A 14708-nucleotide genomic window follows, 5' to 3' on the forward strand; every position below is an offset into this window, starting at 1 on the left:
ATCGCCGTCATGATGACCGGCGCGGGCCGCCTCTCTGCCTGTGCCCGAGCAGGCCCGTCAGAGGGATTGGTTGTAGGCCCCGACCTCCGGGTTCTCGCGCAGCACGCCGTCGACCGCCTTGAACATCGCGCGCAGCCGCTCCTCGGAGACCGGGCTCTCGACGACCACGACGAGCTCGGGCTTGTTGGAGGAGGCGCGCACGAGGCCCCAGGTTCCATCCTCGGTGGAGACGCGCACGCCGTTCACCGTCACGAGGTCGGTGATCTTCGCACCCGCCACGGTCTCGCCGGCCTCCTTCATCGCCTTGAAGCGCGCGGTGACCTTCTCGACGATGCCGTACTTCACCTCGTCGTCGCAATGGGGCGACATCGTCGGCGAGCCCCAGGTCTTCGGCAGGGCCCGATAGAGCTCGGCCATGGACTTGCCGGGGTTGCGGTCGAGCATCTCGAGCACGGCGATGGCGGTGAGCAACCCGTCGTCGTAGCCGCGCCCGATCGGCTCGTTGAAGAAGAAGTGCCCCGACTTCTCGAAGCCGGCGAGCGCCCCGAGCTCGTTCACGCGGCGCTTAATGTAGGAATGGCCGGTCTTCCAGTAATCGGCCTTGACCGCCTGGGCCTGCAGTTCCGGATCGGTGTTGTAGAGCCCGGTCGACTTCACGTCGACGACGAAGGTCGCGCCCGGATGCAACTTCGAGAGGTCGCGGGCGAGCATGACGCCGATCTTGTCGGCGAAGATCTCCTCGCCCTCGTCGTCGACCACGCCGCAGCGGTCGCCGTCGCCGTCGAAGCCGAGGCCGACATCGGCGCCCGTCTCCTTCACCTTGGCGGCGATGGCGTGGAGCATCTCCAGGTCTTCGGGGTTCGGGTTGTAGCGCGGGAAGGTGTAGTCCGGATCGATGTCGAGGGGGACCACCTCGACGCCGAGGCTCTCCAGGAGCTTCGGGGCGAAGGCGCCCGCCGTGCCGTTGCCGCAGGCGGCCACCACCTTGAGCTTGCGCGAGATCGGCTTGGCGCGGGACCTGAGGTCGGCGAGATACGTCTCGGCGAAGCCTTCGATGAACTCGTAATTGCCGCCGTCCCGGTAGCGGTAGGTGCCGCCGAGCACGATCTCCTTCAGGCGGCCCATCTCCTCGGGGCCGAAGGTCATCGGGCGGTTGGCGCCCATCTTCACGCCGGTCCAGCCGTTGTCGTTGTGCGAGGCCGTGACCATCGCCACGCAGGGGCAATCGAGGGCGAACTGCCCGAAATAGGCCATCGGCGAGAGGGCGAGGCCGACATCCTTCACCCTGAGACCGGCCGCCATCATGCCGGCGATCAGCGCGAGCTTGATCGAGGAGGAGTAGGAGCGGAAATCGTGCCCCGTCACGATGTCGGGGCGCACGCCCATCTCGTGCACCAGCGTGCCGATGCCGAGACCGAGCGCCTGGACGCCCATCAGGTTGATCTCTTTGGGGAAGAGCCAGCGCGCATCGTACTCGCGGAAGCCGGTCGGCCTGACGAGGGGCAGTTGCTCGAACGCGAAGGTGTTGGGCGTCAGCGAAGCGTGCGGCTTGGGAAACATCGCGGGCCCTCGACGGCGATGGAAAGGATCGTGAGGGGCATAGCCGAAGGGCCGGGAAAGGAAAAGCTTCGCCGCGGGAGGCGGATCGCACCCCGCAGCGAGGCCGTGACACCGCGCCCCGTCAGGCCGCGCGGATCTGGGCGAGGAAGGTGTCGACCTGCTGCTTGAGGGCCAGCGACTGGTTCGACAGGTCCTGCGCCGAGCCGAGGACCTGAGCCGCGGCGCTGCCCGTCTCGCTCGCCGAAGCCGAGACCTGGGCGATGTTGTTCGAGACGTCGAGGGTTCCGCGGGCGGCCTCGCCGACGTTCCGGGCGATCTCGTTCGTCGTCGCGGTCTGCTCCACGATGGTGGCGGCGATCACGCTGGAGATCTCGTTGACCGAGACGATCGTACGGCCGATCTGGCGGATCGCGGTCGCTGCGCTGCCCGACGCCGACTGGATCGCAGCGATCTTCGAGGCGATCTCGTCGGTGGCGCGCGCGGTCTGGGCCGCGAGTTCCTTCACCTCGCTCGCCACCACCGCGAAGCCGCGGCCCGCCTCTCCTGCCCGCGCCGCCTCGATCGTGGCGTTCAGCGCCAGCAGGTTCGTCTGAGCGGCGATCGCCGAGATCATGGTGACGGCGGTGCCGATCTCCTCGGCGGCGCGCGTCAGCTGGTCCATGGAGCCGCTCGTGGCCTCCGCCTCGCGGAGCGCGGCGCCGGCGACCTCGGCCGAGCGGGCGACGCTGCGCTCGATCTCGCCGAGGGACGCCACCATCTCCTCGGTCGCGGCCGCGACGGTCTGCACGTTGGAGGACGTCTGCTCGGCGGCCGCGCTCGAGGCGACGGCCCGCTGGTTCGTGTCCTGCGCGACGCCCGTCATGGAATGGGCGGTGGCGTCGAGCTCGTTCGCCGCGGAGGTGACGATCTGCAGCGAGCCGGTGACGCCCTGCTCGAACTCCCGCAGCAGGTTGTCGCGCCGCGCGAGGCGCTGCTCGCGGGCCGATTGGTCCGCGGCGGCCCGGGCCTCCATCTCGTTTCGGATCACGGCGTTCTCGCGGAAAACCTCGACGGCCTTCGCCATCTCGCCCATCTCGTCGATGGCGTCGCGCGAGGGCACGTCGACGTGGAGATCGCCGGCCGCGAGCCGGCTCATCGCGCCGGTCATGCCTCGGATCGGCCGGATGATGCCGCGCGCGATCAGGGCGGCGAAGGCGATGCCGAGCACCACGACGAGGCCGACGAGGGCGAGCAGCGTGAGCTGGAAGGCGCTCGTCGTGGCGGCGGTCTCCTCGTCGATGGCGGCGACCGATGCCTCGATGGACCGCTGCGCCCGAGCGCCGCTCTCTGCGATGAGCTGCAGTTTGGGCTCGAAACCCTGCTGGAACAGGTTGGCGCTCTGCGTCATGGCATCCGACGTCGCCTTGAAATTGTCCCGGTAGGCGGCGAGCGCCTCCCGTGTCGCGGCCAGCACCCTGGCGTGGCTGCCGCCGAGCCCCTCGGCGAGCGCCGCGAGGGCGGCCTCCGCCTTGCCGACATTGGTCGCGAAGGTGGCCGGGCCCTTCGAATCCTGCACCGCGAGGTAGCGCCAGTTGGAGACGCGGACGAGCAGGATCGCGCTCTCGGCGGCGGCCGCGCGGCTCGCCGCGTCGGCTTGGCCGCTCGCGCGGATCTCGGCGACGAGGGTATTCGTCGCCTTCGTCAGCTCGTCACCACCGGTGAACAGCTTCGCCTTGCTCGCGCGGATCGCGTCGCCGAGGGCGCCGAGACGGGCGATCTCGCCCTTCATCTCGCCCGCGGTCCTCACCACCGTGCCGTAGAGGACGCGCCGCTCGTCGGACTTCGTCACCGCCGCGAGCTTGCCGGCGATGGTCGCCATGTTGGCGGCCCCGTCGTTCATCGCCGCGATGTTCTCGACCTTCTGCGCGGTCCGGAATTCGAGGGCGAGGCCGTTCAGGCGATCGGCCGAGCGGTTGATCGACAGGAGATCGCGCGCGTTCGATTCGATTCGAACCAGTTCCTTGTGCTGGTCGATGAGACTGCTCGTCTGAGAGTAGGTGATCCCGCCAAGCGCCGCACCGAGTGCGATGAGAACGCCGAAGCCACCGTAGAGCCGCGTTCGAATCCCGATCTTCATGGCCCGTCACCCCACATTGCGTGATTAGAACAGATTTTCTTCTTTCGATTTTCTCACGAGATACTTATCTGTTAACGCGTGATAACTAAAAAGCTCTTAACGACAGGGTATTTACGCACAACTCTACAATAATCAATTGTAAGTTGAGTGCGATCGATGCTGTACAGCGCCAGCGTGACATCCGGTCCGGGCGATGCCCGCGGGTTTGCATCGCGGCGCCCGAGCCTGTATGGAGGCGCCGCGCCCGCCGGACACCCTTGGAGGCACGGGCGCGTGGGATCGGTTCGGGGCCGTCCGTTTCGGGCGGCCTTTGCCGTTTCCGCCTCTTCACATCGAAAGGATCACGCCATGAGCGCCGTTAAGCCGCTTGAGGCCGTGGCACGCGACCGGGTCGGCAAGGGGGCCGCCCGGGCCGTTCGTCGCCAGGGCCAGATTCCCGCCGTCATCTACGGCGGAGGCCAGGCCCCGCAGGCCATCGCCATCGACCTCATCCGCACCCGCACCCTGATCTACGCCGGCGGTTTCAAGACCACCGTGTTCGAGATCGCGACCGGCGGCCGCAAGACCCGCGTCATCCCGCGCGACTTCCAGCTCGACCCCGTCTCCGGCGTTCCGCTGCACGTCGATTTCCTGCGTGTCGTGGCCGGCCAGACCGTCACCGTCGAGGTGCCCGTGCACTTCCTCAACGACGACAAGGCCCCGGGCATCAAGCAGAGGGGCGGCACCCTCAACATCGTGCTGCACACGCTTGCCCTGGATGTCGCCCCCGACCAAATCCCGGACGCGATCGAGATCGACCTGAGCGGCCGCGATATCGGTGACGTGATCCACATTACCGACGTGAAGCTGCCGTCGGGCGTCACCTATACCGGCGAGGCGACCGACACGGTGGCCAACATCGTGCCGCCGACGGTGCTCGGCGCCGAGGTCGAGGCCGAGGAGGCCGCGATCGCCGAGGCGCAGTCGGCCGAGGCGGCCGACGAGAAGGCCGAGGACGAGGCCGAAGAGGCCGAAGGCGAGAAGAAGACCGAAGAGTGAGGCACCGGGCGCGAGCCCGTTCTTCAGCCTCTCACGGATGCCCCGGCCGGAAGGCCGGGGCGTTCGCATATCTGGGCCTCAGCACATCCGGAGTCTTGAGCGATGCGCCTGATCGTCGGCCTCGGCAATCCGGGACCGCGCTACGCGCGAAACCGCCACAATATCGGCTTCCTGGCCCTCGACGAGATCGCCCGCGTGCACCGCGCGAGTCCGTTCCGGCGCAAGTTCCAGGGCGAGGTGGCGGAGGTCGTGCTGGGCTCCGACCGCGCCGTGCTCCTGAAGCCTCAGACCTTCATGAACGAGTCGGGCCGTTCGGTCTCGGAAGCGCAGCGATTCTACAAGATCGCGCTCTCCGACGTGATCGTGCTCCACGACGAGCTCGACCTCGCGCCCGCCAAGCTCCGGGTGAAGCTCGGCGGCGGCAATGCGGGCCACAACGGCCTGCGCTCGATCACGGCGCAGTGCGGCAACGATTACCGCCGCGTGCGCCTCGGCATCGGGCACCCGGGCGACAAGGCGCTCGTGCACGCCTACGTGCTCAACGATTTCGCCAAGGCCGAGGAGCCCTGGGTGGAGGATCTCTGCCGGGCGGTGGCCGACCATGCGGCCCTCCTCGCCGCGGGCGAGGATGCAAGCTTCCAGAACAAGGTCCATCTCGCCATGGACGGACGCGGCTGGGGCGACGTGAAGATGCCGGGCGCCCGCAATTGACACGAAAACACGAGAACACGATATCGGTCGCGGAAGCCTCCCGATGAAGAACGTGACCGTGACGCTGGACGAGGAGTTGTTCGCCTGGGCACGGGTCGAGGCTGCAAAGCGGGGCCTGAGCCTGTCGCGCTTCGTCGCCCAAGTGCTGATGGACCAGCGTACGCCCGACATTTCCGAGCAGCTCGCTGCCCTCGACGCGTTCCTCGACGGTCCTGGCTGGCCCGGCGTCGCCGACAATCGACCAAGACGCGATGATCTCTATGACCGGCCGGCTCTTCTTCGACACGAACCTGATCGTGCATGCGATGGACCCGCAGGATCCGGCGCGCCGGGTGCGCAGCGCAGCCCTCATCCGGGAGGCGATGTCGCGCGGGCGCCTCGTCGTAAGCCCACAGATCCTCAATGAGTGCTACAGAGTTCTCGTCCACAGGCGCCGCTTCGCGGCGCCGATGGAGGTCAGCCGCTATCTCTCGGTCTTTCATCCTGCCTGCACGGCGCCTGTCGACCTGCAGACGCATCGCGCCGCGATAGCGATCGAGACCCGCCACCGCCTCGCATGGTGGGACTCTGTCGCCGTCGCCTCGGCCCTGCAGGGGCGCTGCGAACATTTCGTCTCCGAGGATCTGAACGATGGGCAGGTCATCGAGACGCTGACGGTCGTCAACCCCTTCACCACTCACGCCCGCGCCATCCTGGCGCTCAGCTGACGGACTCGGATCATGGGCTTCAAATGCGGCATCGTCGGCCTGCCGAACGTCGGCAAGTCGACCCTCTTCAACGCGCTCACGCAGACCGCCGCCGCGCAGGCGGCAAACTACCCGTTCTGCACGATCGAGCCGAATGTCGGCGAGGTCGGGGTGCCCGACGAGCGCCTCGACGCGCTGGCGAGGATCGCGAGCTCGAAGGAGATCATCCCGACGCGGCTCACCTTCGTGGATATCGCGGGGCTCGTGCGCGGCGCCTCGAAGGGTGAGGGGCTGGGCAACCAGTTCCTCGCCAATATCCGCGAGGTCGACGCCATCGCCCACGTGGTGCGCTGCTTCGAGGACGGCGACGTCACCCACGTCGAGGGGAAGGTCGACCCGGCGGCCGACATCGAGACGATCGAGACCGAGCTGATGCTGGCCGATCTCGACAGTCTGGAGAAGCGCGTCGTAGCGCTGGAGAAGAAGGCCAAGGGCTCCGACAAGGAGGCGAAGGAGTTCCTCGACCTCGTCAACCGGACATTGCCCCTTCTCCGCGACGGCAAGCCGGCCCGCCTCGTCGAGCGCAAGGCCGAGGAGGAGCGCCTGTTCCAGCAGCTCGGCCTGATGACGGCCAAGCCCGTCCTCTACGTCTGCAACGTGGACGAGGGCGACGCCGACAAGGGCAATGCCCATTCCGACGCCGTGATGGCCCGCGCCAGGGCGGAAGGCGCCGTCGCCGTGGTCGTCTCGGCCAAGATCGAGAGCGAGATCGCGGTGATGCCGCAGGCCGACCAAGCGGAGTTCCTGGAGGCTGTCGGCCTCGCCGAGCCCGGCCTTAACCGGGTGATCCGAGCGGGCTACGACCTCCTCGGCCTGATCACCTACTTCACGGCGGGCCCGAAGGAGGCCCGGGCCTGGACGATCACGAAGGGCACCCGGGCCCCGGCGGCGGCGGGCGTGATCCACTCGGATTTCGAGAAGGGCTTCATCCGCGCCGAGACCATCGCCTTCGCCGATTACACCGCGCTGAAGGGCGAGGCCGGCGCGCGGGACGCCGGCAAGCTCCGGCTCGAGGGCAAGGAATACGTCGTGCAGGACGGCGACGTGCTGCATTTCCGCTTCGCCAACTGAGCGGGTCATGGCCGGGATCCACTTCGAGGACTTCGCGCCGGGCCAGGTCATCGAGAGCCCGCCCCTCGCGGTCAGCCGCGAGGAGATCGTGGCCTTCGCCCGCGAATTCGACGCGCAGCCCTTCCACGTGGACGAGGCGGCAGCCAAGCGCAGCTTCGTCGGCACGCTGATCGCGTCGGGCTGGCACACGGCCGGCCTCGGCATGCGGCTCCTGCAGGCCCACGTCTTCCGCGGCGCCACCTCGATGGGCTCGCCCGGCATCAACGAGCTCGGCTGGGTCAAGCCCGTCCTGCCGGGCGACGCGATCCGGATCGTCGTGCGGGTCGAGGATTGCCGGCGCTCCGGCTCGCGGCCGGACCGGGGCTTCGTGCGTTTCTCCATGCAGGTCCTGAACCAGCGCGACGAGACCGTGATGCTCCAGGGCTTCACGGTGATCTTCGCGCAGCGCGGCGCCGAGCCCCTGCCGCCGCGCGCCGTCGCGCTCGCGGAGCCTCGGCCCGTCGAAGAGCCTGAGGACGCGGAAATCCTGCCCTTCCTGCGCGACGCCGAGATCGGCGCCACCCGCGCGCTCGGCCCCCACGTCTTCACGGCGGATGCCATCACGGCCTTCGCTCGCGCCCACGACCCGCAGGCCTTCCACCTCGACGCGGAGGCCGCGCGGCAGACCCATTTCGGCGGCCTCTGCGCCTCGGGCTGGCACACGGCGGCGGTGTGGATGAAGCGCACGATCGCGACCCGCGCCCGCGATGCCCGCTTCACGGCGGAGCGGGGTCCGGTTCCGATGCTCGGCCCCTCGCCGGGCTTCCGCGATCTGCGCTGGCTCGCCCCCGTCTACGCGGGCGACACGCTCTCCTACGCCGCGACGCTCACCGAGAAGCGCGCCTCCGAGAGCCGGCCCGGCTGGGGCCTCGCCACGATGCGCAGCACCGCCCGCAACCAGCACGGGACGGAGGTCTTCGCCTTCACGGGGACGGTGTTCTGGCAATGGGCGCCGTGACTCGGATCGGATCGTGATGGTCACCCGGCGCGGAGCGCCTGATCGCCCAGAGCTTGATCAAGGCCAGGAGCGCGGTCGGGAGCATGGTGAAGAGGGCGAGGATCGCCGCACTCTCCCGGATGTCGGCAGAGGACCATGAGCGACCCGCTCCGTCCGCCACCACTCGGTCGGGATCGAGCATCGGGGGCAGGTGGCAGAGGGCGGCGGCGACGTAGAAGAGGATCGGCACCGTGAGACGCTTCCGTCCGGCGGCCTTTGCGGGCAGGCGATCGCGCCGGGCGTAGGCGAACAGCGCGAAGCTCTGGAAGAACAGCCACGTTGTGAGGAACCACCCGAGGAAGTTCGACAACGGAACGCCGAAATAGCCGCCTCCCTCGAACCAGATCCACGCCTTGCCGATCGTTGAGCTGGCCGGATCCATCACGACATCCCATTGCGTGATCGTGAAGGCCGCGACGAGGGGCGCGGCCACCAGCGTCGGGCGATCACGGGGGGCAGCGACATCCGAGTCGAGCAGCACGCAGGCGATGATCCAAGCCGGATAGCCGATTCCGAAATACAGCGGCCCGACAATGACCGGGATCGCGCCGACATGCGCCAGACCCTCGCCGACTCGGAAAGCGTAGCGGCCGAAGGGGAATCCTGTCGCCACGCCCAGATTCTCGATGGAGAAGGTGATGCCGCAGCAGATTGCGCCGAAGGCGGCAGCCCTCGCGACGCCGAGCGTGACGACCGCGTGCCCCGCCAGGACGGCGATCGAGACAGCCGCCAAGACCTGCGCGAACGCGTCGGTTCTGCCGCCCTGATACACGACGCACGCCAGCAGCAGAAAGAGCATTCCGACCGGCGCAGCCCGCCACTAATAAGATATCATGGTCATTGCAATCGAAGGTTGATCAACGGAATCAGCTTTGATGATCCTTCGGATCCTTTGTCGGCAGACTCAATACGAGTCGGCTCTCGTCAGAACTTGCATGGGCGTTCCGTCCCGGTCGATATCGAGGACGCACGGCGTGCCGGGTCGTCCCGCCAATGCGCCGAGAACGGCATCGGGAGCCCTCCCCTCGACCGGACGGCCATCGACCCGAAGCAGACGGTCCCCTCTGGCGATCGAGCCGACGAGGGGGATGCCGTGCCGTGACGCGACGGCGCCCACGGCATAGCCGGAGCCGTGGCGGACGAGGGAGAGGCCGGCAGCATCGAGGTCGTAGGGATCGGTCGGGCGTTGGCGCTGCCAGTGACTCAGGCCGGCGGCGTAATCGAGGGTGATCCGGAAGTCGTCGAGGACGTTGTTTCCGAGCCAACCCGCCACGGTCTGACCGACCCCGCCCTGCCATGCATCCCAGAAGACTTCGCCCAGAGCGGCTTCCGTGAACCGCCCTCCGAGGGCGCCGGTCCCGAGCACCCCTATGCCGGTCAGGCGAAGCGGCCCGAGGCCCAGTTCGGGCAGGCGCACGAGCGTCCCCTCGCGTTCGAGGGGGAGATCCGCCATGGCAAGGTTGCTGCGCCCGACCGCACCTTCGGCGCGATACCAATCCGGATGGCGCTTGAGCCAATCGGCCACCGTCCGGCCCCTCATCCACGTGTACGGAGAGCCGGCATCCAGGACGAGAGGCACGGCCGCACCATCGACCCGCGCCTCCACGACAGCGACTCCGGAGGTCGGAGCGACATGGATCGGCACCGGAACGCCCTCCGGGCGCGGACCTGCCGGCGGCGCCAGCGTGACCGTGGCCGCGCGGGTCGAGCACGACGCGGAACGCGCGCAAGACGCCGGCCGGCAGCACGGCCTCGACCTGCCGCGGTGCGAACAGCAGGTCGAGAAGGTCTCGGCCGTCGAGGCGGCCCGCCCCGTCCACGATCGTGCGTCCCTCGACCGTGACGGTCAGCGGTCCCATGCGAAACCGGAAATCGCGGCCCTCGCCGATCCCGAGTTCACGATAGAGGCCCTCCGACAGAATCGGTGCGGCAGCCCCCATATTGAGCCAGACAGGGACGCTGCGCTCACTTCCATCGGGCCGGGTTACGGCAAGCTCCACGAGCCAGCGGCCGGAGGCGCGCCGCATCGGCAGTGTCACGCCATGCCCCGCATTGACGGCCCAGCCGATTTCGACGCGGCCGGCATCCGACGCGGGCGCGTTGCATCCGCTCGCCCCGGCACAGGCGATCAGGCAGAGGACATGCAGAGCACGCCGAGGAACGGGGGAGGCGAGGGGCATCGGACACGGATCTCCTGTCCCGGCCGGGAATGACGGCCGGGTCGCGAGCGTCTCGGTGCAGGGCTGCTCGGGTCAGCCCGCCCGGCGCAGGTCGTTGTCGGCTTCGGGGACGTATTCCAGGAGGTCGCCCGGCTGGCAGCCGAGTTCACGGCAGATCGCCTCCAGCGTGGCGAAGCGCACGCCTTGCACCTTGCCGGACTTCAGAAGCGACAAATTCGCTTCCGTGATGCCGACTGCGTGAGCAAGGTCCTTCGAGCGGCGCTTGCGCCGGGCCAGCATCACATCGAGACGGACGATGATCGGCATCAGACGAATCCGTTCCGGTCCTGCTCGACCGCGTGGCCGACACGCAGCAACTCCGCCACCACGACCAGCACGGCGGCGAGGACGAGCGCAGGGATCAGCGCACCCTGAAACCACGCGAGATCAACCCCGTTGCCGGCGATCCTGACGAGGGCGTGTCCGAGAAGCGGCCCGCCGGAGTAAGCCGCGAGCCACAGGGCCATGCGGCGCAGGCGTCGCGCATCGGACGGGGCAAAGGCGAGGCCGGCCGCGAGGTTCGAGAGCCAGCGGCGCATCTCGGCGAGGACGAGCAGGATCGGCCCCTTGCTCAGAATGAAGCTCGCCGCATAGGCGAGGCGGGTCGGCCAGGGAAGCGAGCCGAAGGATACCAACCCGTCCACACCGTCCGGACGCAGGCCGAGATAGGCTGCATCCGGCGCGAGCCAGAGAAGCGCACCGTCGAAGACGAGGCCGAGGACGAGGATCGCGCCGAAGAGGACCGAGCCGGCCGCGAGCAGGCCATGGATCAGGTAGCCCACGCGGCAGGCAAGGATGCGCAATGAAGGATGCTGGCCCGACCCCGGTTCCGGCGGCTTCGGGACGGGAGGCAGGGCAACGACATTCGACATCGGGCGATCCTCCGATGCGCCCAGTCATAATTCGCAATTAATATCTGTCAAACGATAATTATGGGGAGGGGATCACGCCGCCCGCCGCCGCTCCGGGTAGAGGGCGAGCAGCCCGTCCGCGCTCGGCTCCGCCACGCCGCGCTCGGTGATGATGCCGGTGACGAGGCGGGAGGGGGTCACGTCGAAGGCCGGGTTCGCCACGGGGCTGCCGGGCGAGACAACCTCGACCGTGGCGAAGCCGCCATCGGGCAGGCGGCCGGTCAGGTGGGTCACCTCGCGCCCGTCGCGCTCCTCGATCGGGATCTCGGCGACGCCGTCGGCGAGCGTCCAGTCGATCGTGGAGAAGGGGAGCGCCGCGTAGAAGGGCACGCGGTTGTCGTGGGCCGCGAGCGCCTTCAGGTAGGTGCCGATCTTGTTGCAGACGTCGCCGGTGGCCGTCGTCCGGTCCGAGCCGACGATGCAGACATCGATGCCGCCATGCTGCATGAGGTGGCCGCCCGCGTTGTCGGCGATGACGGTGTGGGGTACGCCGTGCGCGTTGAGCTCGAAGGCCGTGAGCGCCGCGCCCTGGTTCCGGGGGCGCGTCTCGTCCACGTAGACGTGGAGCGGCACGCCCTGGTCATGCGCCACGTAGATCGGCGCGAGCGCCGTGCCCCAATCGACGGTGGCGAGCCAGCCCGCATTGCAATGGGTCAGCACGTTGATCGGCCGCCCCCTGGCGGCGGCCGCGTCGGCGAGGATCCGGGCCCCGTGCCGGCCGATGGCGTGGCAGCTCGCGACGTCCTCCTCGGCGATGCGCCCGGCCTCGGCGAAGGCGTGTGCGAAACGCTCGGGCGCCGGGATCGGGCGGAGATGGGCCGAGACCCGGTCGAGGGCCCAGCGCAGGTTGATCGCGGTGGGCCGCGTCGCCGCGAGCGCCGCCACCGCCCGGTCGAGCCCCTCGTTCGAGGCATCCTCGCGCATGGCGAGCGCGAGCCCGTAGGCCGCGGTGACGCCGATCAGGGGAGCGCCTCGCACCACCATGACGCGAATCGCATCCGCCGCCTCCGCGAGGGTCGCGAGGCGCCGCACCTCGAAGGCGAAGGGCAGGCGGGTCTGGTCGATCACCTCGACGCTGACGCCGTCCCGGGCGGGCCAGATGGTGCGATAGAGCTTGCCGTCGATCTTCATGGGGCACGGTCTCGCATATCCCGCGCGCGAATGCACCCGCTCCGGATCGTGGCACCAAGGGCGGCAGAAACGTAACGGCCATAAGCCCTTGAACCCGCACGCGGTCAGGCTTCTTCAACCTTAAATGGCCGTTAACGGAATGGCCGTAGCGTCACGGCAGCGTTCCCTCTCTGTGCCCGGTCCCGCATGCGCTCGCTTCGCCGCTCCGCATCGCCCTACGACACCTTCGTCGACACGCTGCGGCCGTTCCTGGCGCGGCGCATGACGGAGCTCGGCGGCTTCCTGCTGTTCGGGGCGGCCGTCGCCCTGACCGTGGCGCTGGCGACGTGGTCGATCGACGACCCGAGCCTCAACCACGCCACCGACCAGCGCGCGCACAACGTCCTCGGCGCGGCGGGCGCCGTGGTCTCCGACCTCGCCATGCAGCTCCTCGGCCTCGGCGCGCTCGCCTTCGCGCTGCCGCCCGCCCTCTGGGGCCTGCGCCTGATGCGTAGCCGCGACCTGCCGAAGGGCGGCCTGCGGATCGCCCTCTGGATCATCGGATTCTGCGCCGCGAGCGCGGTGGCGAGCGCCCTGCCGCCGACCGCCCGCTGGCCGCTTCCGACCGGCCTCGGCGGCGTCACCGGCGACGCCTTGATGTCGGCCGCGCGCACGATCGTCGGCGCGATCTCCGGTCCGGCCGCGGCCCTCGTCGGCTTCGTCTTCGCCGGCATCGCCATCCTCAGCCTCACCGGGGCTTGCCGCGCCGGGGCGGGTCTCGAGGAGGACGACGAGGACGACGTGCCCTACCTCGCCGCCCGCGAGCCCGCCCGCCGCGCGCTGCCCGGCCGGACGGACGGGCGCCACGATTCGGACGAGCCGAGCCTCGGCATCGTCTCCCTCGGCGCCGTGGCCCAGGCCGTCATGCAGGGCCGGGCGGCGCTCGGCGCCCGCCTCGACGCGTGGCGGACCGGGCGGGAGAGCGCGGACGGGCTCGCCTATGCGGGCGCCTCGCCGAACCTCGCCGCCCGCCGCGCCTTCGAGGCCGAGGAAGCGCCCTGGGCCGCCCACGCACCGGCAGCCCCCGCGGCGAGCCGCCGCGAACCCGTCTTCGACGACGAGCCGCGGCCGGCCCGGCGGCCGGCTCCGCCGAGCGAGCCGCTGCACGACGACCTCGACGAGGAGGCCGACGACCGACCCGTCGCGCGCGCTGCCGCCGCCCCGGAGGAGGCTCAGCGCTCGCGGGTCTCGGCGCCGCACGCGGCCCCGATCCCGGCCCGGCGGCCGCTCCCGGCGCCGGATCCGCAGGATTACGACCATCCCGCCCTCGAACTTCTCGCCGAGCCGCGCGGGCCGTCGGCGGCGAGCCTCGTCTCGGCGGACGCGCTGGAGCAGAACGCGACGCTGCTCGAAGCCACGCTCGGCGATTTCGGGGTGCGAGGCGACATCCTGGCCGTGCGGCCGGGTCCCGTCGTCACCCTCTACGAGCTGGAGCCCGCCCCCGGCACCAAGTCGAGCCGCGTGATCTCGCTCGCCGACGACATCGCGCGCTCGATGTCCGCCGTCTCCGCCCGCGTCGCCGTCGTGCCCGGCCGCAACGCGATCGGGATCGAATTGCCGAACGTCAGGCGCGAGACCGTGTACCTGCGCGAGTTGCTCGCCTCCGCGGATTTCGCGGAGACGAAGCACAAGCTCGCGCTGTGTCTGGGCAAGAACATCGGCGGCGAGCCGATCATCGCGGACCTCGCCCGCATGCCGCACCTGCTCGTGGCCGGCACCACCGGCTCGGGCAAGTCGGTGGCCATCAACACAATGATCCTCAGCCTGCTCTACCGGCTCAAGCCGGAGGAGTGCCGCCTGATCATGGTCGATCCCAAGATGCTGGAACTCTCCGTCTACGACGGCATCCCGCACCTGCTCTCCCCTGTCGTCACCGACCCGAAGAAGGCGGTCATCGCCCTCAAATGGGCCGTGCGCGAGATGGAGGAGCGCTACAAGAAGATGTCCAAGATCGGCGTGCGCAACATCGACGGGTTCAATGCCCGGCTCGAGGAGGCGCGCGCCCGAGGCGAGATCCTGACCCGGACCGTGCAGACCGGCTTCGACCGGGAGACGGGCGAGGCGGTGTACGAGCAGGAGGAGATGGACCTGTCGGCGCTGCCCTACATCGTGATCGTGGTCGACGAGATG

General features: G+C 69.3%; 13 protein-coding genes. 6 read left to right on the top strand and 7 right to left on the bottom strand.

Annotated elements, in window-relative coordinates; translation table 11 throughout:
* Positions 1 to 57 precede the first annotated feature (57 nt).
* Both J2X36_RS09450 and J2X36_RS09455 read right to left on the bottom strand, forming a co-directional pair.
* On the bottom strand, positions 58 to 1560 hold the full coding sequence (locus J2X36_RS09450) for a phosphomannomutase/phosphoglucomutase (protein WP_132255918.1): 1503 nt from the start codon (positions 1558 to 1560) through the stop codon (positions 58 to 60).
* A 121-nt stretch (positions 1561 to 1681) separates the two neighbouring features.
* Complete coding sequence (locus J2X36_RS09455) at positions 1682 to 3676, bottom strand: HAMP domain-containing methyl-accepting chemotaxis protein (protein ID WP_310348847.1); 1995 nt, start codon at positions 3674 to 3676, stop codon at positions 1682 to 1684.
* Between the two features lie 348 nt (positions 3677 to 4024).
* On the opposite strand from J2X36_RS09455, the gene J2X36_RS09460 reads away from it, so the two are divergent.
* The 5 genes from J2X36_RS09460 to J2X36_RS09480 all read left to right on the top strand — a co-directional run bounded on the left by J2X36_RS09460 (position 4025) and on the right by J2X36_RS09480 (position 8239).
* Complete coding sequence (locus J2X36_RS09460; protein ID WP_132255923.1) at positions 4025 to 4714, top strand: 50S ribosomal protein L25/general stress protein Ctc; 690 nt, start codon at positions 4025 to 4027, stop codon at positions 4712 to 4714.
* A 102-nt stretch (positions 4715 to 4816) separates the two neighbouring features.
* Positions 4817 to 5425, top strand: a complete 609-nt coding sequence (gene pth, locus J2X36_RS09465; RefSeq protein ID WP_132255920.1) for an aminoacyl-tRNA hydrolase — start codon at positions 4817 to 4819, stop codon at positions 5423 to 5425.
* Between the two features lie 260 nt (positions 5426 to 5685).
* Positions 5686 to 6132: a PIN domain-containing protein gene (locus J2X36_RS09470; RefSeq protein WP_310348853.1), complete on the top strand. Its 447-nt coding sequence runs from the start codon at positions 5686 to 5688 to the stop codon at positions 6130 to 6132.
* Between the two features lie 12 nt (positions 6133 to 6144).
* Positions 6145 to 7242, top strand: coding sequence for a redox-regulated ATPase YchF (ychF, locus tag J2X36_RS09475; protein ID WP_310348856.1), 1098 nt, complete (start codon positions 6145 to 6147; stop codon positions 7240 to 7242).
* A gap of 7 nt (positions 7243 to 7249) precedes the next feature.
* Positions 7250 to 8239, top strand: a complete 990-nt coding sequence (locus tag J2X36_RS09480; RefSeq protein ID WP_310348859.1) for a MaoC family dehydratase — start codon at positions 7250 to 7252, stop codon at positions 8237 to 8239.
* On the opposite strand, the gene J2X36_RS09485 is transcribed toward J2X36_RS09480, so the two are convergent.
* The 5 genes from J2X36_RS09485 to mtnA all read right to left on the bottom strand — a co-directional run bounded on the left by J2X36_RS09485 (position 8205) and on the right by mtnA (position 12539).
* Positions 8205 to 9077: a carotenoid biosynthesis protein gene (locus tag J2X36_RS09485; protein ID WP_310348861.1), complete on the bottom strand. Its 873-nt coding sequence runs from the start codon at positions 9075 to 9077 to the stop codon at positions 8205 to 8207. The two genes, J2X36_RS09480 and J2X36_RS09485, sit on opposite strands and share 35 nt — an antisense overlap.
* A 105-nt stretch (positions 9078 to 9182) precedes the next feature.
* Positions 9183 to 9803: a hypothetical protein gene (locus tag J2X36_RS09490; RefSeq protein ID WP_310348863.1), complete on the bottom strand. Its 621-nt coding sequence runs from the start codon at positions 9801 to 9803 to the stop codon at positions 9183 to 9185.
* Between the two features lie 727 nt (positions 9804 to 10530).
* Positions 10531 to 10764, bottom strand: a complete 234-nt coding sequence (locus J2X36_RS09495; protein ID WP_132256755.1) for a helix-turn-helix transcriptional regulator — start codon at positions 10762 to 10764, stop codon at positions 10531 to 10533.
* A complete protein-coding gene (locus J2X36_RS09500; protein WP_310348867.1) occupies positions 10764 to 11369 on the bottom strand; it encodes a hypothetical protein in 606 nt (201 codons plus the stop codon). The genes J2X36_RS09495 and J2X36_RS09500 overlap by 1 nt, the downstream gene beginning before the upstream one ends.
* Positions 11370 to 11441: 72 nt before the next feature.
* Entirely contained in the window at positions 11442 to 12539 is a 1098-nt protein-coding gene (gene mtnA, locus J2X36_RS09505) for an S-methyl-5-thioribose-1-phosphate isomerase (RefSeq protein WP_310348871.1), read from the bottom strand.
* A gap of 186 nt (positions 12540 to 12725) precedes the next feature.
* Between mtnA and J2X36_RS09510 the strand changes: the two genes are divergently transcribed.
* The coding region (locus tag J2X36_RS09510) for a DNA translocase FtsK 4TM domain-containing protein (protein WP_310348872.1) at positions 12726 to 14708 on the top strand (1983 nt) is incomplete at its 3' end.

Source organism: Methylobacterium sp. BE186 (assembly GCF_031457035.1).
Lineage (GTDB): Bacteria > Pseudomonadota > Alphaproteobacteria > Rhizobiales > Beijerinckiaceae > Methylobacterium > Methylobacterium segetis.

Excerpts from the sequence above, each read along its gene's own strand:
- J2X36_RS09450 (WP_132255918.1), bottom strand. The coding sequence starts at position 1,560 with ATGTTTCCCAAGCCGCACGCTTCGCTGACGCCCAACACCTTCGCGTTC.
- J2X36_RS09455 (WP_310348847.1), bottom strand. The coding sequence starts at position 3,676 with ATGAAGATCGGGATTCGAACGCGGCTCTACGGTGGCTTCGGCGTTCTC.
- J2X36_RS09460 (WP_132255923.1), top strand. The coding sequence starts at position 4,025 with ATGAGCGCCGTTAAGCCGCTTGAGGCCGTGGCACGCGACCGGGTCGGC.
- pth (WP_132255920.1), top strand. The coding sequence starts at position 4,817 with ATGCGCCTGATCGTCGGCCTCGGCAATCCGGGACCGCGCTACGCGCGA.
- J2X36_RS09470 (WP_310348853.1), top strand. The coding sequence starts at position 5,686 with ATGACCGGCCGGCTCTTCTTCGACACGAACCTGATCGTGCATGCGATG.
- ychF (WP_310348856.1), top strand. The coding sequence starts at position 6,145 with ATGGGCTTCAAATGCGGCATCGTCGGCCTGCCGAACGTCGGCAAGTCG.
- J2X36_RS09480 (WP_310348859.1), top strand. The coding sequence starts at position 7,250 with ATGGCCGGGATCCACTTCGAGGACTTCGCGCCGGGCCAGGTCATCGAG.
- J2X36_RS09485 (WP_310348861.1), bottom strand. The coding sequence starts at position 9,077 with ATGCTCTTTCTGCTGCTGGCGTGCGTCGTGTATCAGGGCGGCAGAACC.
- J2X36_RS09495 (WP_132256755.1), bottom strand. The coding sequence starts at position 10,764 with ATGCCGATCATCGTCCGTCTCGATGTGATGCTGGCCCGGCGCAAGCGC.
- J2X36_RS09500 (WP_310348867.1), bottom strand. The coding sequence starts at position 11,369 with ATGTCGAATGTCGTTGCCCTGCCTCCCGTCCCGAAGCCGCCGGAACCG.
- mtnA (WP_310348871.1), bottom strand. The coding sequence starts at position 12,539 with ATGAAGATCGACGGCAAGCTCTATCGCACCATCTGGCCCGCCCGGGAC.